23 protein-coding genes, 1 pseudogene and 1 riboswitch are annotated in these 21,878 nt (G+C 69.8%); of the genes and pseudogenes, 8 read left to right on the forward strand and 16 right to left on the reverse strand.

The genetic code is table 11. From position 1 onward, the window contains the following. Positions 1-315 precede the first annotated feature (315 nt). The 3 genes from ACFYW7_RS26830 to ACFYW7_RS26840 form a co-directional block, all read right to left on the reverse strand. Positions 316-1,476, reverse strand: a complete 1,161-nt coding sequence (locus tag ACFYW7_RS26830) for a Gfo/Idh/MocA family protein (RefSeq protein ID WP_389506742.1) — start codon at positions 1,474-1,476, stop codon at positions 316-318. 412 nt (positions 1,477-1,888) lie between these two features. Continuing rightward, positions 1,889-2,584 carry a type 1 glutamine amidotransferase domain-containing protein gene (locus tag ACFYW7_RS26835; protein ID WP_389506744.1) on the reverse strand — a complete coding sequence of 232 codons (696 nt, stop codon included), beginning with the start codon at positions 2,582-2,584 and terminating at the stop codon, positions 1,889-1,891. A 217-nt stretch (positions 2,585-2,801) separates the two neighbouring features. After that, entirely contained in the window at positions 2,802-3,377 is a 576-nt protein-coding gene (locus tag ACFYW7_RS26840; RefSeq protein WP_389506746.1) for a PadR family transcriptional regulator, read from the reverse strand. Between the two features lie 82 nt (positions 3,378-3,459). Here ACFYW7_RS26840 and ACFYW7_RS26845 point away from each other — a divergent pair, with 82 nt between their 5' ends. Both ACFYW7_RS26845 and ACFYW7_RS26850 read left to right on the forward strand, forming a co-directional pair. After that, positions 3,460-3,852 carry a nuclear transport factor 2 family protein gene (locus ACFYW7_RS26845; protein WP_389506748.1) on the forward strand — a complete coding sequence of 131 codons (393 nt, stop codon included), beginning with the start codon at positions 3,460-3,462 and terminating at the stop codon, positions 3,850-3,852. Between the two features lie 51 nt (positions 3,853-3,903). Next, positions 3,904-4,275, forward strand: coding sequence for a ferredoxin (locus tag ACFYW7_RS26850; protein WP_389506750.1), 372 nt, complete (start codon positions 3,904-3,906; stop codon positions 4,273-4,275). Positions 4,276-4,350: 75 nt separating this feature from the next. Here ACFYW7_RS26850 and ACFYW7_RS26855 read toward each other — a convergent pair whose 3' ends face one another. Continuing rightward, complete coding sequence (locus tag ACFYW7_RS26855) at positions 4,351-4,926, reverse strand: histidine phosphatase family protein (RefSeq protein WP_389506752.1); 576 nt, start codon at positions 4,924-4,926, stop codon at positions 4,351-4,353. 123 nt (positions 4,927-5,049) lie between these two features. After that, positions 5,050-5,212, forward strand: a riboswitch (cobalamin riboswitch). A gap of 36 nt (positions 5,213-5,248) precedes the next feature. On the opposite strand from ACFYW7_RS26855, the gene ACFYW7_RS26860 reads away from it, so the two are divergent. From ACFYW7_RS26860 to ACFYW7_RS26870, 3 genes and pseudogenes are all read left to right on the forward strand, one after another. After that, positions 5,249-5,470 (forward strand): CbtB-domain containing protein, encoded by a 222-nt coding sequence (locus ACFYW7_RS26860; RefSeq protein ID WP_389506754.1) that lies wholly within the window; start codon positions 5,249-5,251, stop codon positions 5,468-5,470. 233 nt (positions 5,471-5,703) lie between these two features. Further along, entirely contained in the window at positions 5,704-6,894 is a 1,191-nt protein-coding gene (locus tag ACFYW7_RS26865) for an acyl-CoA dehydrogenase family protein (RefSeq protein ID WP_389506756.1), read from the forward strand. Positions 6,895-7,100: 206 nt separating this feature from the next. Then, positions 7,101-7,856, forward strand: a pseudogene (locus tag ACFYW7_RS26870) (transposase family protein). 111 nt (positions 7,857-7,967) lie between these two features. On the opposite strand, the gene ACFYW7_RS26875 reads toward ACFYW7_RS26870, so the two are convergent. Together ACFYW7_RS26875 and ACFYW7_RS26880 are read right to left on the reverse strand one after the other, a co-directional pair. After that, positions 7,968-8,996: a zinc-binding dehydrogenase gene (locus ACFYW7_RS26875; RefSeq protein WP_389506758.1), complete on the reverse strand. Its 1,029-nt coding sequence runs from the start codon at positions 8,994-8,996 to the stop codon at positions 7,968-7,970. Continuing rightward, positions 8,989-9,426, reverse strand: coding sequence for a 4-oxalocrotonate tautomerase family protein (locus ACFYW7_RS26880; protein WP_389506759.1), 438 nt, complete (start codon positions 9,424-9,426; stop codon positions 8,989-8,991). The genes ACFYW7_RS26875 and ACFYW7_RS26880 overlap by 8 nt, the downstream gene beginning before the upstream one ends. A gap of 78 nt (positions 9,427-9,504) precedes the next feature. Here ACFYW7_RS26880 and ACFYW7_RS26885 point away from each other — a divergent pair, with 78 nt between their 5' ends. Then, complete coding sequence (locus ACFYW7_RS26885) at positions 9,505-10,089, forward strand: TetR/AcrR family transcriptional regulator (protein WP_389506761.1); 585 nt, start codon at positions 9,505-9,507, stop codon at positions 10,087-10,089. Between the two features lie 184 nt (positions 10,090-10,273). Here ACFYW7_RS26885 and ACFYW7_RS26890 read toward each other — a convergent pair whose 3' ends face one another. The 10 genes from ACFYW7_RS26890 to ACFYW7_RS26935 all read right to left on the reverse strand — a co-directional run bounded on the left by ACFYW7_RS26890 (position 10,274) and on the right by ACFYW7_RS26935 (position 19,353). Continuing rightward, complete coding sequence (locus ACFYW7_RS26890) at positions 10,274-10,924, reverse strand: CoA transferase subunit B (RefSeq protein ID WP_389506763.1); 651 nt, start codon at positions 10,922-10,924, stop codon at positions 10,274-10,276. After that, on the reverse strand, positions 10,924-11,679 hold the full coding sequence (locus tag ACFYW7_RS26895; RefSeq protein ID WP_389506765.1) for a CoA transferase subunit A: 756 nt from the start codon (positions 11,677-11,679) through the stop codon (positions 10,924-10,926). Before ACFYW7_RS26895 ends, ACFYW7_RS26890 begins: the two co-directional genes overlap by 1 nt. After that, positions 11,676-12,473 carry an SDR family NAD(P)-dependent oxidoreductase gene (locus ACFYW7_RS26900; RefSeq protein ID WP_389506767.1) on the reverse strand — a complete coding sequence of 266 codons (798 nt, stop codon included), beginning with the start codon at positions 12,471-12,473 and terminating at the stop codon, positions 11,676-11,678. The genes ACFYW7_RS26895 and ACFYW7_RS26900 overlap by 4 nt, the downstream gene beginning before the upstream one ends. Then, positions 12,470-13,225, reverse strand: a complete 756-nt coding sequence (locus ACFYW7_RS26905) for an SDR family NAD(P)-dependent oxidoreductase (RefSeq protein WP_389506770.1) — start codon at positions 13,223-13,225, stop codon at positions 12,470-12,472. Before ACFYW7_RS26905 ends, ACFYW7_RS26900 begins: the two co-directional genes overlap by 4 nt. Next, complete coding sequence (locus ACFYW7_RS26910; protein WP_389506772.1) at positions 13,222-14,193, reverse strand: fumarylacetoacetate hydrolase family protein; 972 nt, start codon at positions 14,191-14,193, stop codon at positions 13,222-13,224. Before ACFYW7_RS26910 ends, ACFYW7_RS26905 begins: the two co-directional genes overlap by 4 nt. A gap of 90 nt (positions 14,194-14,283) precedes the next feature. Then, positions 14,284-15,222: a VOC family protein gene (locus tag ACFYW7_RS26915; protein WP_389506774.1), complete on the reverse strand. Its 939-nt coding sequence runs from the start codon at positions 15,220-15,222 to the stop codon at positions 14,284-14,286. A gap of 12 nt (positions 15,223-15,234) precedes the next feature. Then, positions 15,235-16,239, reverse strand: a complete 1,005-nt coding sequence (locus ACFYW7_RS26920) for an amidohydrolase family protein (protein ID WP_389506776.1) — start codon at positions 16,237-16,239, stop codon at positions 15,235-15,237. Then, positions 16,236-17,366 carry an FAD-dependent oxidoreductase gene (locus ACFYW7_RS26925; protein ID WP_389506779.1) on the reverse strand — a complete coding sequence of 377 codons (1,131 nt, stop codon included), beginning with the start codon at positions 17,364-17,366 and terminating at the stop codon, positions 16,236-16,238. The genes ACFYW7_RS26920 and ACFYW7_RS26925 overlap by 4 nt, the downstream gene beginning before the upstream one ends. A gap of 23 nt (positions 17,367-17,389) precedes the next feature. Next, the gene (locus tag ACFYW7_RS26930) at positions 17,390-18,355 is read right to left on the reverse strand and encodes a cyclase family protein (RefSeq protein WP_389506782.1); all 966 of its coding nucleotides are present in this window, start codon (positions 18,353-18,355) and stop codon (positions 17,390-17,392) included. Beyond that, positions 18,352-19,353, reverse strand: coding sequence for a fumarylacetoacetate hydrolase family protein (locus ACFYW7_RS26935; protein ID WP_389506784.1), 1,002 nt, complete (start codon positions 19,351-19,353; stop codon positions 18,352-18,354). Before ACFYW7_RS26935 ends, ACFYW7_RS26930 begins: the two co-directional genes overlap by 4 nt. Positions 19,354-19,479: 126 nt before the next feature. Between ACFYW7_RS26935 and ACFYW7_RS26940 the strand changes: the two genes are divergently transcribed. Together ACFYW7_RS26940 and ACFYW7_RS26945 are read left to right on the forward strand one after the other, a co-directional pair. Continuing rightward, complete coding sequence (locus ACFYW7_RS26940) at positions 19,480-20,391, forward strand: LysR family transcriptional regulator (RefSeq protein WP_389506786.1); 912 nt, start codon at positions 19,480-19,482, stop codon at positions 20,389-20,391. Positions 20,392-20,651: 260 nt separating this feature from the next. Continuing rightward, positions 20,652-21,878, forward strand: coding sequence for an MFS transporter (locus ACFYW7_RS26945; RefSeq protein WP_389506788.1), 1,227 nt, complete (start codon positions 20,652-20,654; stop codon positions 21,876-21,878).

Genomic DNA, 21,878 nt, shown 5'->3' on the forward strand with positions numbered 1-21,878 from the left:
GGATACAAGTCCCTGGCGCCCCCACCTGTCAATGCTTTGTTAAGACATCACTTCAGAAACAGGTCCGAATGTCTGTACAAATAGCCTGATCGAAAGAGGATGAGGGCACGTCTCCAAGGCATAGGCGTCCTGCCCCCTCGCATCCCCAACATCCCCCGCACCTCCGGCATCAGGAGCGTCACGCGTGTCTGAGTCCGCTCTACCCAGGGTCTTCGGCGCTGACTCCGTCGAGGTCTCTCGATCCGATCACGGCGGAACGGATCGGCGCCGTCGCCCGGGCGGGCTCCGCGGTGTCGGGAGGACGGTGACCCGGGGTCACTCCGCGTCGAGTGTCACCCAGGCGCCCGACGCGGCGGAGCGGGCCATCGCGTCCAGCGCGGTCGCGCTGCGGACCGCGTCGACCAGCGTCGCACCGTACGGCGTGTTGTCGGCGACGGACCGCAGGAAGGTGTGCGCCTCGACGACCTTGAGGTCGTCGTAGCCCATGCCGTTCGCCGCGCCCGGCTGGAAGGCGCCGTAGTCCCCGGCTTCCGGACCGACGTACACGGTGCTGACCGGCTGGTCCTGGTACGTCGTGCCCCGGCTGACCCCCAGCTCGCCCATGCGGCGGAAGTCCCAGAACACGGCGCCCCTGGTGCCGTGCACCGCGAAGCCGTAGTTGTTCTGCTCGCCCACCGAGACCCGGCAGGCCTCCAGGACGCCACGCGCGCCGGAGGCGAAGCGCAGCAGGCAGTTGACGTAGTCCTCGTTCTCCACGGCGGCCGGTTCGCCGCCGCTCGCGCGGGCGTGACCCGAGGTCGCGCCGGCCGGGCGGGCCCGCAGCGGAAGGAAGACCGCGCTGTCCGCCGTCAGCGCCTCGATCTCGCCGAGCAGGAAACGGGCCAGGTCCACGCCGTGCGAGGCCAGGTCGCCGAGGACTCCGCTGCCGCCCCGCTCCCGCTCGTAGCGCCAGGTCAGCGCACCCTCCGGATCCGCCGCGTAGTCGCTGAGGAGACGGATCCGCGCGTGGGTGACGTCACCGACGGCGCCGGAGGCGATCAGCTCACGGGCGGCCACGACGGCGGGGGCGCCCCGGTAGTTGAAGCCGACCGTGCCCCGCACCCCGGCCCTGGCCACCGCGTCCGCCACCGCCCGGGCGTCGTCGGCGGTCAGGCCCACCGGCTTCTCGATCCAGATGTGCTTGCCGGCCTCGGCCATGGCCACACCGATCTCGCGGTGCAGGAAGTTCGGCGCCGCGATGCTCACGGCCTCGACGCGCGGGTCGGCGGCGATCTCCCGCCAGTCGCGCGTGGCGGTGGCGAACCCGTACCGCGCTGCGGCCTCCGCCGCCCGGCCCGGCACCTCGTCGGCGACGGCGACCAGTTCGGGCCGCAGGGCGAGGTGCGGGAAGTGGTGGCTCACACGGGCGTACGCCTGGGTGTGCACCCGTCCCATCCAGCCGAAGCCCACGACGGCGACGCCGAGCGTACGCACCATGACTGCCCACCCTCCTCGGACCGGCCGGACTGCCTCCGGGCTCACAGTGAAGCCCACACGGCGCCGGTCCGGACAGGCCGCGCGCCGACGGGAACCGAGAAAGACGGACCGCCGGCCACCTGATCAGCGCCCTCCTTGCGGGTGACCCGCCCGCCGCCGTCCCGTCGCGGTCGGTCCACCCCTGGTCCCGTCGCGGTCGGCCCGCCACCGGTCCCGTCGCTGTCGCCCCGTCGGTCTCTCCGCGACGCCGGGTACGGCCGCCGGGCAGCCCGGTAGTGGTCGCGGGCGCCCGGCGATCGGGTCAGCGGGGTGTGGGGCGCCGCGGCGGGCGGCCGTACGCGGCCGAGATCCTCGGCGGGCGGTCACCGGTCGTCGCCCGGACCGGCTGCCGCCGGAGCCGCCGGGCCACGGCTCAGGCCAGCTTCTTCAGCAGTTCCGCGGCGAGCGGGGCGGAGGAGGCCGGGTTCTGGCCCGTGACGAGGTTGCGGTCGACGACCACCTTCGGGGCCCACGGCTCGCCCTCCTGGAAGTCGACGCCCGCCGCGACGAGCCGGTCCTGGAGCAGCCACTTGGCCTTGTCGGCGAGACCGGCCTGGGTCTCCTCGACGTTCGTGAAACCCGAGACCCGGTAGCCCGCGAAGGAGTTGGAGCCGTCCTCCCGGGTGGCGGCCAGCAGCGCCGCCGGACCGTGGCACACCACGCCGAGCGGCTTGCCCGACTCCAGCGCGCCGGTGAGCAGCCGTCCGGACTCGGCGTCGGCCGAGAGGTCCTCCATCGGGCCGTGGCCGCCCGGGTAGAAGACGGCGGCGTAGTCGTCGAGGTTCACTTCCGACAGCTTGAGCGGCTGCCGCAGCTCGGCCATGGAGGCGATGGTGCGCGCGACCTTGTCGGCGCCCTCCTGCCCGCCGTTGAACTCGGGCGCCAGGCTCCCCTGGTCCACCGTCGGTACGACCCCGCCCGGCGTGGCGACGACGACGTCGTGCCCGGCCGCCTTGAAGGCCTCGTACGGTGCCGCGGCCTCCTCGGCCCAGAAGCCGGTCGGGTGGAGGGTGCCGTCGGCGAGCGTCCAGTGGTCGGCGCCGGTCAACACGAAAAGGATCTTCGACATGGTGCGTTCTCCGGGGGTGCGGGTCCTGTCGGACCTGGAAGGGATCTCGTTCGTACGCCCTGACGGTCCAGGTGCGGAACGTCGGGGCGGTGATGTCCTCGACCGTATGCGGGCCGGACATAGGTGACCAATAGGGAACCCGCTCGCAGCCATAGGCCATCCGATGGGGTGGCGGGAATATCCGTGGCCGGGGCGGTGGCCCTGCGGTCGTGATCCTTCAGGGCCCGTCCGGGCGCGGCGTGGACGCGCGCCGTTCCAGGACCCGCAGCGTCCGTTCCGCCCAGTCGATGATCGCCTGCTCGAAGGCGCGTCCCCCCAGGAGAGTGAGGTACGGGCCGACGCGATCCGTCCCGGCGAGGTACTCCTCCTCGGTGCGGCCGTCGAGGAGGCGAACGCCGATCCGGTCGTAATGGGCCAGCTTGGCGCGCGCCCATTCCAGCCGCTCGGCGACCGACGCCCGGACGGCGTCCGCGTCCCCCTCGTCCAGGGCGTACACCTTCACCATCAGCTCGTCGCGGATCGCGGTGGGCCTCGCCGGATCGGCGGTGAAGGCCGCCAGCGCGGCGAGACCCGCCGCCGTCAGGGAGAACACCCGCTTGTTGGGCCGGCGCTCCTGCTGCACGAGCCTGGCCTCGATGAGCCCGTCGGACTCCATCCGGTCGAGTTCCCGGTACAACTGCTGGGGGGTCGCCATCCAGAAGTTGGCCACCGAGGCGTCGAACCCCTTGGCCAGGTCGTAGCCCGACGCCTCACCCTCCAGGAGCGCGGCCAGAACCGCGTTGCGCAATGCCATCCCGTCAGGCTAGACGGCACTCACCCATCCGACTAATCTGATCCGCACCTAATCAATTAGTTGAGTATGAGAGGCGGGTTCGATGAACTCCTTCCGCAAGGCCGTGGAGGCCGGTGACCTCGGCGCGGTCGAGGAGCTGCTGGCCGACGGTGTCGTGTTCACCAGTCCCGTCGCCTTCAAGCCGTATCCGGGCAAGGCGATGACCGCGGCCATCCTGCGCGGTGTCTGGCGCGTCTTCAGCGACTTCCGCTACGTCCGCGAGATCGCCGGAGCCGACGGCCGTGACCACGCGTTGGTCTTCACCGCCAAGGTGGGGGACAAGGAGATCAACGGCTGTGACTTCCTGCACTTCGACGAGGACGGGCTGATCGACGAATTCACCGTGATGGTGCGGCCGTTGTCGGCCGCGCAGGCGCTCTCCGAAGCCATGGGAGCGCAGTTCGAGCAGATCTCCCGGGAGGCGGCCGGGGCGTGAGGTCCCCGCGCCGCGCGGTTTGAACCGACTCCTTCCGGCTACCCGCCCGTTGTGACGACGACTTCCGAGCAAGAGCTCTTCCGGTTCCTGGAGGACCGGTTCGCCTGCGCCCAGGCCTGCGCCGATTGTGCCCTGGCCTGTGCGCTGCGGGTCGGCCTCATGGGTTCCGAGGGGCCCGAGGAGCAGGATCTCGCCCGGCGCAAGGGCATCCAGTGCGCGGAGGTGTGCGAGGCGACCTGTCACGTGCTGTCCGGGCAGCCGGGGCAGAACGAGTCGCGTATCCGCACCCAGTTGGAATGGTGCCGTGACGTCTGCCTGGAGTGCGCGGACGTCTTCGACGGGCAGCCCGGCGCGGAGGCGAGCGCCAAGACCAGCCGCGCGTGCGCCCAGGCGTGCGCGGACTTCATCGCCACGCTGAGGTGAGGGCGCCGGCCTACCCGGTCGCGCCCGACCGGGCCCTGGCCACCCACGTCCGCGGGCCGATGGGCCGAACGGCCCCTATCCGAGAGGGCGTCCGGCCCGCACGTTCCAGCGCCCCGAGCGCCCGCTGAACTCGGTCATGGTGAGCGGCGGCACGTCGACGCGCCAGAACGCCGAGTCGGGAGCCCCCAACACCCGTACCGTCAGGGCCCGTACGATCTCGGGTTCCACCACCGCGACGGTTCTGCCGTCGAACTCGGCCGCCGAGTCCAGGTGTTCGGTGACCCGGTCGCAGAACGCCCGCACCGACTCCCCGTCGTGCGGCGCCGACGAGGGATCCGCGAGCCAGCGCGCCACCGCCTCCGGCTCCTTCGCGCTCACCTCGGCCAGGGTCGCCCCGTGCCAGCGGCCCACGTCCAGACCGGCCAACTCCGGTGCGTCGACACCGCCGTCGAGCCCGAGCGCCTCCGCGGTCTGCCGGCACCGCGCGGTGGGGGAGACCCGCAGTCGGGCTCCGGCCGGCACGGCACCCGCCTCGGCCGCCGCCCGGGCGGTCCGCAGCCCGGCGGCGTCGACCGGACTCCCGGCGTCGAAGCGGGCCTCGCGCAGCGCCTCGCTGATCGCCGCGGAGATCAAGAACACTCGGCTCGTCATGCCGTCACTCTGCTACGCGCCGACCCGTTCGCCAAAGCCGGGCCGCGGTCCGGCAGGGCGGTCCCCGCGCGTCTCCGGCGCGCGGGGCTCACACGGCGCGGGCCGTGCGCGCCCTTTTCCGGGAACACGCTTCGCGGTACGGTCGCGTGGATATTGACGACGGTTCGGCGGAAGTCCGGTGGGAATCCGGCACGGTCGCGCCACTGTGAGCCCGGTACACGCCGCTCCGGCCAGGAGCGGTGAAGGCGGGCCGAGTCAGACCCGTGGCTGTCGTCCTGTGCACCACCGAGACGGGACGCGAGTTCCCCAGGAGGTTCCGCCCATGGCACAGTCCGTCGTCCAGCCGACCGTCACCCCCACTGCCGTACCCGCCAAGCTGCCGATCGGCGCGATCGCCCCCTGGGCGTTCTTCTTCGGCGTCCTGATGCTGGTCCTGCTCTACTTCGTCGGCGCCGAACAGGGCGCCACCTCCCTCGTGTCCGGCGAGAACGTCCACGAGTGGGTCCACGACGCACGCCACCTGCTCGGGTTCCCCTGCCACTGACGGCGGGAGACCGACGAGCCGAGAGATCACGCGACGACCGGCGGCCGACGGCCGCACGGGCGGCCGTCGCGACGGGGCGGAGCCGGGTTCGACCGGGCTCCGCCCCACCGCTTTGCCCCGTCGCACCCACCGCCGCGCCCCGAATCTGTCTCCCATGTCATCGGCATTCCCAATTTCTGCAACACGTTCTACGGTGTGCGCCGTCAGGTCGGCTCGGAGGGGCAGGAGGCGCCGTGCATCTCGAATACACGCCGGAGCAGCAGCGGTTGCGGACCGAACTGCGGCTCTACTTCGCCGAGTTGGTACCGGGCAACGCCTATGCGCGATACGGCGACCCGGCGGCGCAGAAGCGGTTCTACCGCGAGACGATCCGACGCCTGGGCGCGGACGGCTGGCTCGGGGTCGGCTGGCCCGAGGAGTACGGCGGCCGGGGCCTGAGCCCGATGGAGCAGTTCATCTTCTTCGACGAGGCGGCCCAGGCCGGGGTGCCGTTGCCCCTGATGGCGCTCAACACCGTCGGGCCGACCATCATGCGGTTCGGCACGGAGGAGCAGAAGTCGTACTTCCTGCCGAAGGTCCTCTCCGGTGAGATCGACTTCGCCATCGGCTACAGCGAGCCCGACGCCGGCACGGACCTCGCCGCTCTCAAGACCAAGGCCGTACGGGAAGGCGACACGGAGACCGGCCACTACACGGTGAACGGCCAGAAGATCTGGACGACGAACGGTGACACGGCCGACTGGGTGTGGCTCGCCGTCCGTACCGATCCGGACGCCCCGCCGCACAAGGGCATCACCATGCTGCTCGTGCCGACCTCCGACCCCGGCTACTCGTGCACGATCATCAACACCCTCGCCTCGCACGACACCACCGCGAGCTACTACGAGAACATCCGCGTCCCCGCCGCGCGCCGGGTGGGCGAGGAGAACAAGGGCTGGCGGCTGATCACCAACCAGCTCAACCACGAACGCGTCACCCTCGCGGCACACGGCACCATGGCCATCCGTGCCCTGCACGACGTCCAGCGCTGGGCGATGGAGACCAAACTCGCCGACGGCCGCCGCGTCGTCGACCTCCCGTGGGTGCGCCGCCTCCTGGCCCGCACGCACACCAGGCTCGACGCGATGAAACTCCTCAACTGGCGGATGGTGAACGCCGTCCAGGAGGGCACGCTCACCCCGCAGGACGCCTCCGCCGTCAAGGTGTACGGCTCGGAGGCGCGCCGGGACGCGTACGCCTGGCTGATGGAGATCGTCGCGGCCCCCGGCGTCCTCAAGGAGGGCTCCTCCGGAGCGGTCCTGAACGGCGAACTCGAACGGGGCTACCGGTCGGCGGTGATCTTCACCTTCGGCGGCGGCAACAACGAGATCCAGCGGGAGATCATCTCGTGGATCGGGCTGGGGATGCCGCGGGTGCGGCGGTAGTTGTGTGTGACGAAGCTTTTTAGTTGGCACAAAAGCGGGATAGTTGGCACCGAACCTCCGACGCGGACCGAAGGGTAGCGGGCCTGGCTTGCGGACTGAGCCTTTCCAACCTGCCTATGATGCCCGCGTGTTGGACGGTTCAGCGAAGCGGCGAAGCTCCTGGTAGACGGGTTCTCGACCAAGATCACCCGTACCGCCAGGAGCGCGTGCTTGTTCACCCGTCGTCGATCGACCTGTCCAGTCGCACTCTGCGGCACCTGACCGGGCAGCTCGCAGGCCGCCGCAGGGAGATCGGTACCCGGTGGCGGCGGCCGGCGGCCGGGCGTCAGGCCCCGCTCGCCCTGGCCCACCTGCGGTGCGGTGACACCTGTGTCCGGTTCGCTGCCGGGTTCAGCGTCGGGATCGCGACGGTCTACCGCTGCATACGCGAGGCCGTCGAGGTTCTGACCACACCGGCTCCCACCCTGGCCGAGGCGATGACGACGGCCCGGACGAAGGCGTTTGTGATCCTGGACGGCACGCCGCCGCCGATCGGCCGGATCGCCGCCGACACCCCGTAGCACTCCGGGAAACACAAACGCCACGGCATGAACGTGCAGGTCCTCGCCGATCCGTTCGGACGTCTGCCGTGGGCCTCAGCAGCGCTGCCCGGCTCGACTCACGATCTGACGGCCGCCCGGCACCACGGGATCATCGACGCGCTCACCACCGCGGAGCTGAAGTGCTGGGCGGACAAGGCGTATCAGGGGGCCGGTGGTCCCATCCGAGTCCTGTTCCGGGGCCGTCGCCTCAAGCGATGGAAGCGGCGCCACAACACAACCCACGCCAAGATCCGCTGCGTCGGCGAGCAGACCATGGCCGTCCTGAAAGGCCGGCGTCCGCTCCGCGAACTCCGCTGCAGCACCAACCGGATCACCGACGTCGTGAAGGCCGTCCTCGTCCTTCACCACGCATCAACATGAGGCTGGAAGAGGCTCCTTGTCTTCCTGATCTTGCGGGGTGCCGCTTGTGGCGGTGAGGGACGTGTTCATCAGGTGTCTCTGTATGTGTGGTTGCGAGCCGCCGTGCCGTGGTCAGGGTGCAGCCTGGGGCGGGGCGGAGTGGCGGACGAAGACGGGCTTGAGGTGCTTCTCGGGCAGGGCGTCGGGGAGCTGTTCCCAGTCGAGGACGTGGGAGACGACTCGGGCGGGGTCGACGGTGCCGGAGGCGGCGAGGTCGAGGGCATCGGGGATGTGGGCGCGAACGTTGTCGCGGGCGATGCGCAGGGTGACGCCGGTGAGGTACATGTCGAGGAATGGCAGTTCACCGGGGCGGAAGTGGTTGCCGGCTGATTCGCAGATGCCTTCGGGCGCGAGTGACTTGACGGCGAGGGTGAGCTGGTCGACGCGCCCGGTTGCCTCGACCGCGAGGTCGAAGCCGTGGCGGATCGCTTCGATCGATTCGGCGGTGCGGGCGCCGAAGCCCTCGGCGAGCTTGCGGTGCTCCGCGTCGGGGTCGACGTAGAGAACGTCGGAGGCGCCGAGGGCGCGGGCGATGTCGCAGACGTACAGGCCGATGCTCCCGCGGGCGACGACCAGGACCCGGGCGCCGGGGCGGGCCTTGAGGTGGGGCGCGACCAGGCGCCAGGAGAGCGACCAGTTGTCGCTCGCCGAGGCCATCGCGACCGGGTCGAGACCGGCGGGCAGGGGTACCAGCATGGCGTCCGCGTACGGGACGCGGACCAGGTCGGAGAAGAGGCCGCCCCAGCTGCCGCCGATCGGCGCGCCGTACATGGCCATGTACGGAACCGAGGTGCAGTGGGCGGTGAGTCCGTTGCGGCAGTGGTCGCAGGTGCCGCAGCTGATGGACCAGGGCACGACGACGAGGTCGCCGGGGGACACGGTGGTCACCGCGTCGCCGATGTCGGTGACGCGGGCGATGCACTCGTGGCCGAGGGCGAACGGCGGATCGATGAAGCCGTGCCCGGCCAAGATTGCCGAGTCCACGTCGCAGGAGGTCGCGGCGATCGGCGCGACGATCGCCTCCTGGTCGGACTGGAGCTCGGGGTCCGGGGCCTCGCGCCACTCGACCGTGCGGCGGGCGACGTATGTCAGCTCACGCATCGGCCTGCTCCTTGCTCTGCCGCGCCAGAGCGACCAAGTCGGCGTAGCGGATGGCGGAGCCGCCCGCGCCCCAGGTTCCGTCCTGCTGCTCATGCACGAGCACCCACACTCGCAGCGCGTCGTCGGGGGAGAGGCCGGCGGCTGACAGAACGGTCTTCGTCGCGTCCTGGACCAGACCGGCCTTGCGCCGCTCGGACAACGCCCCCTGCGGCACCGTCACCTCCACCAGGAAGCGGGGAGCGTCGTCCTCGGCGGTCCCTTGGGCGCGTTCGGGCAGCTCGACGAGGTAGCTCCACGCCTGGGCGCGGAAAAAGGCGGTGTCGGGCGCGCCCTCCCAGCGCAGCAGCACGGCCGCAAGGTCGCTCTGAACGGTGGTGCGGCCCTCTTTGGTGAGGGCTCCGGCAGGCACAGTCAACCGGATCATGGGCATGGCAGCTCCTATGACGATCGTTATAGACCTGGGTCACGGTAGACTATGACGATCGTTATAACGAGAGGGGAGTGCGAGATGGCCAAAGGCGGTACGCCGTCCCGTGAGCGGATCGTGGCCGGTGCCGCGGACATGATCAGTCGGCGCGGCCTGAGTGCGACGAGCATCCGGGAGATGGCCAAGCATGCCGAGGCGCCGCTCGGCTCGACGTACCACTACTTCCCCGAGGGCAAGCAGCAACTGGCCGCCGAGGCGGTCCGCTTCACGGGCGAGTGGGTCGCGCGGAGGCTGCGCAAGGAACTGGAAGCCGGGCCCGCGGCGGGGCTGCGGGCGTTTCTGGACCTGTGGCGGAGGATCGTCGTCGAGAGCGACTTCCATGCCGGCTGCCCCGTTCTGGCCGTAGCCATCGAGGAGCCCCCGGCTGACGAGGTGCCGCCCGCCCTGGTGGCCGCCGCTGAGGTCTTCGAGCAGTGGGAGAGCCTGCTGGCTGCATCGCTGCGGGAGCACGGCGCCGAGACCGAGCAGGCTGCGCAGCTCGCCACACTCATCGTCGCCGCCGTCGAGGGGACGGTGGCGATGTGCCGCGCCAAGCGCAGCATTCAGCCCCTCGATCAGGCCGCCGAACAGCTTCAGGCCCTCATCGCCACCGCAACCAGGGACTGAGCCGAGCTGGGCCCCGGCCGACCGGTCTTTCGCCGGGTCGGCCCTCGCTACCAGGAAGGCGGGTGGGAGGAACGAAGGAGGGAGTGGGGGACTTCGGCAACGCCGTGATTTCACGGCGTGACGTCGTCCAGGAGCCAGGAGCCAGGAGCCAGGAGCCAGGAGCCTGGAGATGACGCGGCGCGGGTCAGCAGACAGCGGTGGTGCTGTCCACGCGGAGGGGAGCATTCGTGCGGGTGGTGATGTCCTCGATCGTGACGCCGGGGGCGGTTTCGACGAGGGCGAGGCCGTCCGGGGTGATGTCGAGGACTCCGAGGTCGGTGATCACACGGTGCACGCACTGTTCTCCCGTGAGCGGGAGGGTGCATTCCTTGAGGATCTTGGGGCTGCCGTCCTTGGCAGTGTGTTCCATGAGGACGATGACCCGGCGGGCGCCGTGGACGAGGTCCATGGCTCCGCCCATGCCTTTGACCATCTTGCCGGGGATCATCCAGTTGGCGAGGTCGCCCCGCGCCGAGATCTGCATGGCACCCAGCACGGCTGTGTCGATGTGGCCGCCTCGGATCATGCCGAAGGAGAGGGCGGAGTCGAAGAAGCTCGCGCCGGGCAGGACGGTGACGGTCTCCTTGCCCGCGTTGATGAGGTCGGGATCGACCTCCGTTTCCGTGGGGTAGGGGCCCGTACCGAGGATGCCGTTCTCGGAGTGCAGGACCACATGCACGCCGGCCGGCAGGTGACCGGGGATCAGCGTCGGCAGGCCGATGCCCAGGTTGACGTAGGAGCCGTCGGTGAGTTCGGCGGCGGCGCGGGCGGCCATCTGGTCGCGGGTCCAGGCCATCAGGAACGTACCGTCCTCTTCTCGATCTTCTTGTCGGCGGCTTCCGCGGCGGTGAGCGCCACGATCCGCTGGACGTAGACGCCGGGCAGGTGGATTTCGTCGGGGCGCAGCTCGCCCGGCTCGGCGAGTTCCTCGACCTCGGCGATCGTGATGCGGCCGGCCATCGCGGCCAGCGGGTTGAAGTTGGCTCCGGCTTTCCGGAAGACGAGATTGCCGTGACGGTCACCGCGCCAGGCCCGTACGAGAGCGAAGTCGGTGATGATGCCGTGTTCCAGGACGTGTGTGCGGCCCCCGAAGTCCCGGGTTTCCTTGGGCGGGGAGGCCACGGCGACCGAGCCATCGGGTCCATACCGCCAGGGCAGTCCGCCCTGGGCGACCTGCGTACCGACGCCTGCTGGGGTGTAGAAGGCCGGAATACCGGCGCCGCCGGCCCGCAGGCGCTCGGCCAGAGTGCCCTGTGGCACCAGTTCGACCTCGAGCTCTCCGGACAGGTATTGCCGGGCGAACTCCTTGTTCTCGCCAACGTAAGAGCCGGTGACCCGGCTGATGCGGCTCGCGGCGAGGAGGATGCCGAGGCCGCGGTCGTCGACGCCACAGTTGTTCGAGATGACCTTCAGGTCGCTGGCGCCGTGTATGTACAGGGCGCGGATGAGGACATCGGGTACGCCGCTGAGGCCGAAGCCGCCGACGGCAATCGAGGCGCCGTCGGGGACGTCGGCGACCGCTTCGGTGGCGCTCGCTAGGACCTTGTTCATGCTGAGGGAGTCCCTTCTGGGCTCGCGCCGGGCAGGACGGCGGACCAGCCACCGTCGATGACGAGGTTGGCCCCCGTGATGTAGGCGGCTTCGTCGGAGGCGAGGAAGACGGCGGCGTTGACGACGTCGTCGGGACGTCCGACGCGGCCGAGCGGGATGTGGCGGGCGATGGCGCGCATCGGGTGGTCGTCGGCGAGGAGGGTGGCGCGGGAACCGGCGGTGTCGATCACGCCGGGGCTGACACAGTTGGCGCGGATTCCGTGCGGAGCGCCTTCGGCGGCGAGTTGGCGGGTCAGCGCGATGACGGCCCCTTTGGAAGCGGAGTGCGCGGTTCGCTGGTTGCTGAGTGAGCCGGTGAGTCCCGCGGTGGAGCCGACGGTGAGAATGCAGCCGTGGCTGCGCCGCAGGTGCGGCCAGGCAGCTTGGACGGTCAACCACACCGAGTCCAGTTCGGCTCGCATGGTGAAGGCGAAGTCCTGGTAGGGCTGGCTGTCGACCGGTCCGAAGCGGACGGCGCCTGCGTTGGCGTAGACGATGTCGATGCCGCCGAATGCGTCCACGGCTTCGTGGACCCAGGACGAGACGGACTGCTCGTCGGTGACGTCCAAGGGGCCGGTGGCCAGGGCGGTCCCGCCTTCGCGGGCGATGAGCTGCCGTGTCTCGAGTGCCTGCTCGTGCAGCAGGTCGCCTCCCACGACGAGCGCGCCCTCGGCCGCGAAACGCAGTGCTGCGGCCCGGCCCTGACCGCTGCCGGTCCCGGAGATCAAGGCCACCTTGCCGTCAAGCCGCTTCACGTGCCGGCCTCCCCAAGGAGTGCGTCCGACACGGACTTCACGCCGCCGTGCGCGGTCAGGCCGCCATCGACGGCGATCTCCGTGCCGGTGATGAAGGACGATTCGTTCGACAGGAGGAACACGACCAGCGGGGCCACCTCGGCTGCGGTGCCGGTGCGCCCGAGTGGGGTCTCGCGGATGTTGGCGGCGCGGAAGGCCGGTGCGGCGGAGGCGGTCATCTCGGTCTCGATGTAGCCGGGGTGGATCGTGTTGACGCGGATGCCGCGTGGGCCGAGTTCCGTGGCCGCGGTCTTCGACAGGCCGCGCAGGGCCCATTTGCTGGTCGTGTAGGCGACCGGGTAATGAGCGGTGAGAGCCGCCGAGGATCCGACGTTCACGATGGATGCGCCGGGCGGCATGAGCGGGGCGAGGTGCTGGATGCCGAGCAGCGGGCCGGTCACGTTGACCGCGTGGACCCGTGCCAGGTCGTCCGGGCGCACGTCGCCGATGCGGGCGCGCCAGGTGATGCCGGCGTTGTTCACCAGGCCGTGTACCTGCCCGTACGCCTCCTCGAGCTCGGCGGCCAGTTCCGCCCAGTCCTTCTCGTCGGTGACATCGAGGCGGCGGCAGCCCTCGGCGGATGCGACGTCGGTGGCGATGACGCGGGCTCCCTCCCGCACCAGTGCCTCGGCCTCGGCGGCTCCCTGGCCGCGGGCCGCTCCGGTGACCACGACGACCTTGCCGAGCAGCCTTTTGGGGTGCAGGTCGTTCACGGCCTCTCCCGGGAGCGGCGCCGGCCGAAGGGAAGGGCGATGAGTTCAGGGCCGGGGGCGACGGTGTTGGACACGGTGCCGATGCCCTCGACCGTGAGGGTGACGGTGTCGCCCGGTTTGAGCGGGGGCGGGGTCTGTTCTCCGCATACGCCCCACAGTTCGGCCAGGCAGCCGCCGTTTCCGCAGGTGCCGGATCCGAGTACGTCGCCTGGGACGACCCGGGTGCCGCGGGAGGCGTACGCGACCATTTCCTCGAACGTCCAGCTCATGTTGGACAGCAGATCCCTGCCGACGACCTCGCCGTTGACCTCAGCGGTGAGAGCCAGCCCCAGGAAGCCGTCCTCGTCCCGATACCGCTCGAGTTCGTCGGCGGTGACCAGGTACGGGCCGAGGGTGGTGGCGGTGTCCTTGCCCTTGCACGGGCCAAGTCCCACCTTCATCTCGGCCGACTGCAGGTCCCGTGCGGACCAGTCATTGAAGACCGTGTAACCGATGATGTGATCGCGTGCCCGATCGGGTGTGAGGTCGCGACCCTGGCGGCCGATGACCGCGGCAACCTCCAGTTCGAAGTCGAGGACTGCGGAGCCCGGCGGCATCGGAATGTCGTCGCCGGACGCGTAGATCGCGTGCGGGTTGGTGAAGTAGAAGGTGGGCGCGGCGTACCACTGTTCGGGCACGCCGCCTGTTCCCTCCACCGAGCGGCGTACGCCCTCGACATGCTCCTCGAACGTCACGAAATCCCGTACGGAGGCGGGCCGAAGCGGTGGCAACAGGCGTACCTGGGAGACGTGCGGGCCGGCCGGGACGTCGAGGGTGGCGGCACCGAGATCGAGGAGCGCCGGGAGACCGTCCCCGGCGCTGATGATCTCGGTCAACGAACGAACGCCGGGCACGGGATAGAGCACGCCGTCGTCGTCGAGGACGGCAACGCGGGGCTGATGCCGGTGTTCGTAGGAGGCGAAGCGCATGAGCAGCTCCTGGCTGGGCTGGGCCCGAGGCGCGGCGCCGTGTGTCAGGGCAGGTGACAGGCTGCCGCGCCCCGGGAGTTCGGAGAGGGATCAGACCGGCGGGGCGACGAAGCAGCCGCGGTCGGGGTCGTTGAAGGACTCCTTGGCGACCAGTTCGTTCATCGGGTTGGCGGTGCCCCACTGGTCGGTGACCTCGGGCCGGGAGAAGTCGTAGACGTGTGGATGCCAGGTGTCCTCGTCCAGGCACTCCAGCTCGGTCGTGTACTCGACGGTGTTGCCGTGCGGGTCGAGGAAGTACGTGAAGGTGTTGTCGCCGGCCATGTGGCGGCCGGGGCCCCAGATCTTCTTGAAACCGGCGCGGATCACCCGGCCGGAGCCGCGCATGTACTCGTCGATGCCACGCATCTCGAACGAGACGTGGTGCAGAGAAGCGTGCGGTCCCTTCGCCAGCGCCATCGAATGGTGCTGGTTGGAGATCCGCATGAAGTGCATGACCTCGCCCATGTGCGGCGAGCTGAGTGAATCGGAGAGCCGGAAGCCGAGGTGCTGCTCGTACCACTCCCTCGTGCGTTCCAGATCCGGGGAGTTGAGCACGACGTGGGACAGCTTGACCGGGATCGACTCCTTCTCCTCGATCTTGCGGTGCTGCCGTACCGCCACGTCGGCCGAGACCTCGATGGTCCGGCCGTCCACGTCGAAGAAGCGGAAGCCGTAACCGCCGCCGGGCGTGTCCACCTTGCCCGGCTGCGTGATCAACTGCACGCCACCGGACAGGAGCTGCTCGGCGAGAGTGTCCACGTCAGCCGATGTGGCGGCGCCGTAGGAGACGAGGTCGAGGCGCTTCTCCTCGGCCTTGCGCAGCCTGATGACGTACTGCTCGGGGGAGCCCTCGGCGGCGAGGAAGGAGATCCCGGAGTCCTCGGCGACCTTGGTCAGGCCCCAGACACCCGCGTAGAAGTCGAGCTGCTTGTCGTAGTCGGGCACGGCCAGGTCGACGTGCCGCAGATGGGTGAGCAGTCGTGCGCTCATGAGGGTTCCTCCTCAGGACAGGGTCAGGTTGAGCAGGGCGGAGGCGGTTTTGCCCCGTATGGCCTCGAAGTCGGCCTCGGAGACACGTGCGGCGCGCAGCGCACCCACGGGGTCCTTCGTGCCCATGTCGAAGGGGAAGTCGGAGCCGAGCAGGACACGGTCGGGCCCGGCGACCCGGACCAGCTCCCGCAGGACGGACGGGTCGTGGACGAGCGAGTCGAAGTACAGGCGCTTCAGATAGCTGCTGGGCGGATGGGCGCAGCCGGCAGCCGCATCGGTGCGGGCGGACCAGGCGTGGTCGGAGCGGCCGATGTGCGTCGGCAGGTAGCCGCCACCGTGGGCGGCGATCACCTTCAGCCCCGGGTGACGGTCGAGCACTCCCGAGAAGATCAGGTGCGACAGGGCCACGGCGTTCTCCGTGGGCTGGCCGACGGTGTTGGACAGGTACCACTGGTCCAGGCGCTCATCCAGCGTGCATCCGAAGGGGTGCAGGAAGATGACGGCGCCGGTCTCCTCCGCTCGCGACCAGAACGGTTCATAGGCCGGATCGGACAGTTCCAGGCCCGGAGCGTGGCTGGAGATCTCCACCCCGGCCAGGCCCTGCTCCAGCGCGTGATCGAGCGCCCCCACTGTGCGGCCCGGGTGCTGGAGCGGCACCAGCCCGAGGCCGCGCAGTCTGTGCGGAGCGGCTGAACAGTGCCCGGCCGTTGCCTCGTTGGCCAGCCGGTACAGCTTCTCGGCCGTCTCCTCGTCCGTCCAGTAGTGGTAGTGCGAGGGTGAGGGGCTGACGAGTTGGACGTCCACGCCCTGTGCGTCCATCGCGGCCAGCCGTGCGGCCGGGTCGGTGAGCTGCGGGATGCGCTCGCGCACCATGGGGCCGCTGACCGCGAGCGCCGCGGGGCCGTTGCGCCGGGCATCCAGCGCTCTCGCCGTCGTCAGTCCGGGCAGGCCGTCGACGAGGGATTCGACCTCGGGCAGCAGTACGTGAGCATGGACGTCGACGGTCGGTGAGGTCACGGCAGTTCCCTGAGCATCGTCATCGTGCGGCCCATCAGACCGGGTACGTCCGCGTCGCGTACGCCGTCGAGCTGCCACTGTCCGATCTGCACGGACGCCTCGACCACCGGACGGACGCGGGCGATCCGCCGGTCGTAGTACGCCTGGAAGAGCGCGTCGTCCCAGACCTCGGCGCTGGTCAGCAGCTGCGAGAGCACCCACGCGTCTTCCAGGGACAGGGCGGCGCCCTGCGCGAGAGTGGGCGGACAGCAGTGGGCGGCGTCACCGACCAGGACCACACGGCCCCGGTGCCAGGACCCTTCGACCAGCATCCGGTCGAACCAGGTGTAGTTGACCTTCGCCGGATCGGTGATGTGCTCGGTGATCTCCGGCCAGAATCCCCCGTAGGCGCCGGCGAGGCCACGCATTTCGTCGGCGTAGGACTCCAGCGGGATCGACGCCCGGTCACGATTGGCCTCGACCACGTAGGCGTAGATCGTGGTGTCGCTCGTCGGACAGTAGCCGGCGATGTAGGCGGGGCCGCCGTAGGCGAGATCCGTGCGGGTCACGCCGGCCGACCGCGGGACGGCGACACGCCAGATGGCCATACCGGTGGGTTCCGGCTTGGCGGTGATGCCGATGGCCGCACGGGTGGTGGAGCCCAGCCCGTCGGCGGCGATCACCAGGTCGTAGCGACCCTCGGTGCCGTCGGTGAAACGCACGCTCACACCGGTGTCGTCCTGCTCCAGATGTTCGACCCGGATGCCGAGGCGCACCGAGGCGCCGCTGGCACGGACGGCGTCGATCAGGATGCGCTGCAGTCGGGGACGCTGCATGCCGACAGTGGCGGGCAGGTCGTCGCCACCGGTCCGAATGTCACGTGCGACGTGCAGGACCGTTCCGTCGGGAGCGGTGATGCCGACCGATCCGAAACCGAATCCGGATGCGCTGACCTCCTTCCACACGCCCAGTTCGCGCAGCACGCGCAAGGCGTTGCCCTGCAGAGTGATGCCCGAACCGGCGGTGGCGTTCCAGTCGTCCTTCGCCTCGATCAGGTCAACGCTCAGACCGGCGCGGCGCAGCAGGATGGTCACGGCGTTCCCGGCGGCGCCACCTCCGATCACCAGGACCGTGCGGGCTGTACTCATGGAGGACTCCCTTGCTGAGCGCGTCACTTGATCGCGATCGGGTTGACGGGGGAACCGACGGCGCCGGTGATGCGCAGGGGTGCGGCGGCGAGCAGGAACTCGTACACCCCGTCCGCGGCGCAGTCCTCGGCCAGGGCTTCCAGGTCCCACATCTCCCCGATGAGGAGGCCGATGTTGGGTATCGCGACCTGGTGCAGGGGCTGGAAGGCGTTCTCGAACTCGTTGGGACGGACCTCGAAGCCCCAGGTGTCCGTGGCGATCGCCGCGATCTCGGTGCCGTGGAGCCAGCCCGCCGTGGTGAAAGACAGACCAGGCGCGGGGCCGCCCGCGTACTCGCCCCACCCGTCTCGGCGTGCGCGCGCGAGTTGACCGGTGCGCACCAGCACGATGTCGCCGCGTCCCACGCGCACACCGTGTGCTTCCGCGGTGGCGGCCAGGTGCTCCTCGGTGATGGCGAATCCGTCGGGCAACTCGCCCGCGGTGCCCACGACCCGTCCCACGTCCAGGAGTACACCGCGTCCGGCGACATGGGGCGCCATGTGCTCGATACCGGTGACCAGGTCACCGTCGGAAGTGACGACCTTCTCGGCCGCGCGACCGTTCCACGCCTTGCCGTGATCGAAGATGTGCCCGAGCCCGTCCCACTGCGTGGAGCACTGGAGCGGCATGGCGATCACGTCGTCGGCACCGCCGATGCCGTGCGGGAACCCCTGGTGCCCGAGCGCGGCATCGGTGCCGGTGTCCAGCATGGTGTGCACCGGGTTGGTGCGCCGCCGCCAGCCCTTCTGCGGGCCGTTCATGTCGAAGGACTGCGACAGGGAGAAGCTGACCCCGCGCCGGACGAGCCCGGCGCCCTCGCGGCGCTTTGCCTCGTCCAGGAAATTCAGTGTGCCGAGCCGGTCGTCCTCGCCCCAGCGGCCCCAGTTGGAGTACGTCTTGGCCGCCAGCGCGATCGCGCCTTCCGGATCGCGGGGATCGACGGCCGTCATGCCTTCGCCTCCGCCACACAGCGGGTGCTCTGGACGCCGAGCCCGGTGACCGAGCCCTCCATCACATCGCCGTCCCGCAGGAGGCGGCCCCAGTGCATGCCATTGCCGGCCGGGCTGCCCGTGAGCACAAGATCACCCGGGAGGAGGTGCGCCGTCTGCGATGCGTACGACACCATCCGCGCGACCTTGAAGATCATGTCCTTGGTCGACTCGTCCTGCATGGTTTCGCCGTTGAGCTTCAGCGTCACGCGCAGGTCGTCAGGATGGGCGATCGACTCTGCGGGCACGATCCACGGGCCGAGCGGCGTGAAGCCGGGCGCGTTCTTGCTGCGCAGCCAGTCCGTGCCGATCTGCGGCATGTCCCTGCGGAAGACGGTCGACCGGTCGGTCAGATCGTTGGCGATCGTGTAGCCCGCGATGTGCGCGGATGCCTCCGCAACGGACACCTGGTACGCGGGGCGGCCGATCACGACCGCCAGTTCCAGCTCCCAGTCCGGCTTCTCGGCCCAGGCGGGCAGCACGACGTCGTCGTAGGGTCCCGTGATCGCACTGGGCAGGCCGATGAACACGTACGGCAGGTCCTCGGTAGCCCGCCGGTCCATGATCTCGGCCGCTTCCGCGCGTCGTTCGGCCTCGGACCGGTCATCGCCGGGGGCACGGTGGGCGACGTGCAGGTCGATCACGTGCTGCCGGTAGTTCGCACCGGACTGGAAGACCTGGCGCGGTTCGACCGGGGCATGGACGTGAAGGTCCGTGATCGGCGTGCGGCTGACGCCGGTGTCGGCGGCCAGGGCGCGCAACTGCGGCAGGGTCTTGTCCCAGCGATCCAGCAGGCTCAGCACGGTCAGCTGTTCGTCACCCAGTGCGGCCCGAAGGTCGAGAGCGTTGCCATCCGGCATGACGAGAGCGGGGAAGCGGGGCCCGTCCGGGGCCGAGAGAGTCGCGAGGGCGAAAGGTCCGGCGAAGAGTGCGGACGCGGATTCAGGTTTCACGGACATGTCCTCCTGATTGCAGTGCGACTAATCTGGACCCCGCAGCACCGATCAGGGAAATCGATTCTGTGGATGATGTTCATCCATCTAGTGGATGGCTCCGGATCGGCATGGCTCTCTAGAGGAACTTTCATGAACCTGGCCCGCTTGGATCTCAATCTCGTCGTCGCTCTGCGCGCCCTGCTGGAGGAGCGCAACGTCACCCGTGCCGGGCAGCGTGTCGGCCTCAGCCAGCCCGCGATGAGCGCTGCCCTCTCCCGGTTGCGCCGGCATTTCGACGACGACCTGCTCGCTCGGGTCGGCGGCCACTACGAGCTGACCGCGCTGGGGCAGGTCCTACTGGACCGGACCTCGACCGCCTATGACGTGCTGGAACGTCTCTTCGCCAGCCAGGCCGACTTCGACCCGGCCAAGGAGAACAGGGAATTCAAGCTGGTGGCGTCCGACTACGCCGTGGCGATCTTCGGCACCGAGCTGGCTCGTGTGATCCATGAGGAGGCTCCCAGGATTCGGCTGCGCTTCTCCCAGACACCGACGACCGTGGTGGACGACACCGCCACCCTGCTGAGCGCCAGCGACGGGCTGTTCATGCCGCACGGTGTCATCAGCGACTTCCCCGCCACCGACCTCTATGACGACCGCTGGGTCTTTCTCGTCGCGCAGGACCACCCCAGCGTCGACGACCACCTCACCCGCAAAGACCTAGCCCGGCTTCCCTGGGTGACCTACCAGCGAACGTATGACGCCCCAGCAGTACGCCAGCTCGGCATGCTCGGGATCGAACCGCGGGTCGAGGTCTCCGTCGACAGCTTCCAGTCGCTGCCGCTGCTGGTCGCAGGCACCCGGCGCATCGCGCTGGTCCAGGAGCGTATGGCCCGGATGATGGAACCCATCGCCGCCGTCCGTGTGGTGGAGCCGCCCTACGAAGCCGTACCGCTGAGAGAGGCGCTGTGGTGGCATCCGGTGCACACGCACGACGCGGCACACATCTGGCTGCGTGAGACCGCCGCGCGTGTCGGAGCCCGTCTGGCGCCCCGGGGCTGAACGGGACTTCTGAATCACCGGCTGTAACCGGCCCACCGGGCGGGAAGTCGCTGAAGCCCGACGCGACATCACCATCCACACGATGGATCGAGGGCATCAGCAACTTGGATGACGTGAGGGGTGGGCAGGCCGAGACCCGGAACGCATAGTCGTGGGACACCACCGCGCCCATCAGCCGACCGCCGGGCCGCCTGCGCACGCATCCGGCCCGGTCCGCGACACGGCGCTCTTCCCTCCCTCACGTCCCACGGAGTGTCGCCATGCCCGCTTCCGCTGCCCTGCCCGCTTCCGAACACGCGGGGGATCCGGCCGTCAGAGGCAGGCTTCCCGCCGTGCTGCTGATGGCCGGCAGCTGCCTGCCGATCCTGGGAGCTGTCCTGATCGCTCCGGTCCTGCCACGCATGCAGGACGCCTTCCGGCACGTCCCGGGCAGTGCAGCTCTCGTCCCGCTCGTGCTCACCGTCCCGGCCCTCTCCCTGGCCGTGCTCGCCCCGTTCGCCGGTGTTCTCGTCGATCGGCTCGGCCGCAAGCGCCTGCTGGTCATATCCACCGTGCTGTACGCACTGTTCGGCACCGTCCCCCTGTGGCTGGGCTCGCTCTACGGCATCGTGATCAGCCGTGTCCTGGTGGGCGTCGCCGAGGCGGCCATCATGACCTGCTGCACCACGCTGATCGGCGACTACTACAGCGGACGCACCCGCGACCGGTACCTCGCCCTGCAGACCATGTGCGCATCGGCGTCCGCCACACTCTTCTTCGTCCTTGGCGGGGCCCTCGGCTCGATCGGCTGGCGAGCACCCTTCTGGCTGTACGTCGTCGGCGTGCTGCTCGCTCCGGTGATGGCCAGGGTGCTGCCCACTCCAACTGCGACGGCTGAGCCGACAGCAGCCGACCCACACCCCTTCCCGCTGCGGCGCATGGCGGGGATCTGCCTGCTGACCGTCTTCGGCGCGGTGGTCTTCTACACCGTGCCCGTGGAGATGTCCTATCTCATGGACGACCTCGGTGTGCGGTCCACCGGCGTGGTGGGCGCGGTCACGGCGCTGGCCAGCGCTGCCACCGTCGCGGGCTCGGTGATCTTCACCCGGTTCACCGATCGGCCCCGCCGCCGCATGCCGGTCCTCTTCCTCCTGTGCGCCCTCGGCTTCGTGCTGATGGGAGCGACGGACCACGTCGCCCTTCTCATCGTCGGCGCCGTCGTCAACTGCGTCGGAACGGGGCTGCTTCTTCCCTCCCTGCTGACCATGGCACTGTCCCGGCTCGACTTCGCCGACCGCGGCCGCGGCACCGGCCTGTGGACCGCGGCCTTCTTCCTCGGCGAATTCGCCTGCCCGCTTGCCCTGTTGGCCGCCAAGGGTGTGCTGGGAACGCTGGCCTCGGCCGTCGTGCTGCTCGGCCTGCTCACGATGCTGGTCTCGGCCGCTCTGCTTCCCCTGACCCGCCGATCACCGAAGACGCTGCCTCAGCATGTTCCCGAAAGCATCTGA

This window comes from Streptomyces sp. NPDC002580 (assembly GCF_042889485.1).
Lineage (GTDB): Bacteria > Actinomycetota > Actinomycetes > Streptomycetales > Streptomycetaceae > Streptomyces.

Bases quoted from the DNA above. Each gene is read 5' to 3' on its own strand.
- ACFYW7_RS26830 (WP_389506742.1), bottom strand. From the start codon at position 1,476: ATGGTGCGTACGCTCGGCGTCGCCGTCGTGGGCTTCGGCTGGATGGGA.
- ACFYW7_RS26935 (WP_389506784.1), bottom strand. From the start codon at position 19,353: ATGTCCGTGAAACCTGAATCCGCGTCCGCACTCTTCGCCGGACCTTTC.
- ACFYW7_RS26910 (WP_389506772.1), bottom strand. From the start codon at position 14,193: ATGCGCTTCGCCTCCTACGAACACCGGCATCAGCCCCGCGTTGCCGTC.
- ACFYW7_RS26890 (WP_389506763.1), bottom strand. From the start codon at position 10,924: ATGGCCTGGACCCGCGACCAGATGGCCGCCCGCGCCGCCGCCGAACTC.
- ACFYW7_RS26860 (WP_389506754.1), top strand. From the start codon at position 5,249: ATGGCACAGTCCGTCGTCCAGCCGACCGTCACCCCCACTGCCGTACCC.
- ACFYW7_RS26945 (WP_389506788.1), top strand. From the start codon at position 20,652: ATGCCCGCTTCCGCTGCCCTGCCCGCTTCCGAACACGCGGGGGATCCG.
- ACFYW7_RS26895 (WP_389506765.1), bottom strand. From the start codon at position 11,679: ATGAACAAGGTCCTAGCGAGCGCCACCGAAGCGGTCGCCGACGTCCCC.
- ACFYW7_RS26840 (WP_389506746.1), bottom strand. From the start codon at position 3,377: ATGGCATTGCGCAACGCGGTTCTGGCCGCGCTCCTGGAGGGTGAGGCG.
- ACFYW7_RS26940 (WP_389506786.1), top strand. From the start codon at position 19,480: ATGAACCTGGCCCGCTTGGATCTCAATCTCGTCGTCGCTCTGCGCGCC.
- ACFYW7_RS26885 (WP_389506761.1), top strand. From the start codon at position 9,505: ATGGCCAAAGGCGGTACGCCGTCCCGTGAGCGGATCGTGGCCGGTGCC.
- ACFYW7_RS26855 (WP_389506752.1), bottom strand. From the start codon at position 4,926: ATGACGAGCCGAGTGTTCTTGATCTCCGCGGCGATCAGCGAGGCGCTG.
- ACFYW7_RS26925 (WP_389506779.1), bottom strand. From the start codon at position 17,366: ATGAGTACAGCCCGCACGGTCCTGGTGATCGGAGGTGGCGCCGCCGGG.
- ACFYW7_RS26915 (WP_389506774.1), bottom strand. From the start codon at position 15,222: ATGAGCGCACGACTGCTCACCCATCTGCGGCACGTCGACCTGGCCGTG.
- ACFYW7_RS26835 (WP_389506744.1), bottom strand. From the start codon at position 2,584: ATGTCGAAGATCCTTTTCGTGTTGACCGGCGCCGACCACTGGACGCTC.
- ACFYW7_RS26930 (WP_389506782.1), bottom strand. From the start codon at position 18,355: ATGACGGCCGTCGATCCCCGCGATCCGGAAGGCGCGATCGCGCTGGCG.
- ACFYW7_RS26875 (WP_389506758.1), bottom strand. From the start codon at position 8,996: ATGCGTGAGCTGACATACGTCGCCCGCCGCACGGTCGAGTGGCGCGAG.
- ACFYW7_RS26880 (WP_389506759.1), bottom strand. From the start codon at position 9,426: ATGCCCATGATCCGGTTGACTGTGCCTGCCGGAGCCCTCACCAAAGAG.
- ACFYW7_RS26845 (WP_389506748.1), top strand. From the start codon at position 3,460: ATGAACTCCTTCCGCAAGGCCGTGGAGGCCGGTGACCTCGGCGCGGTC.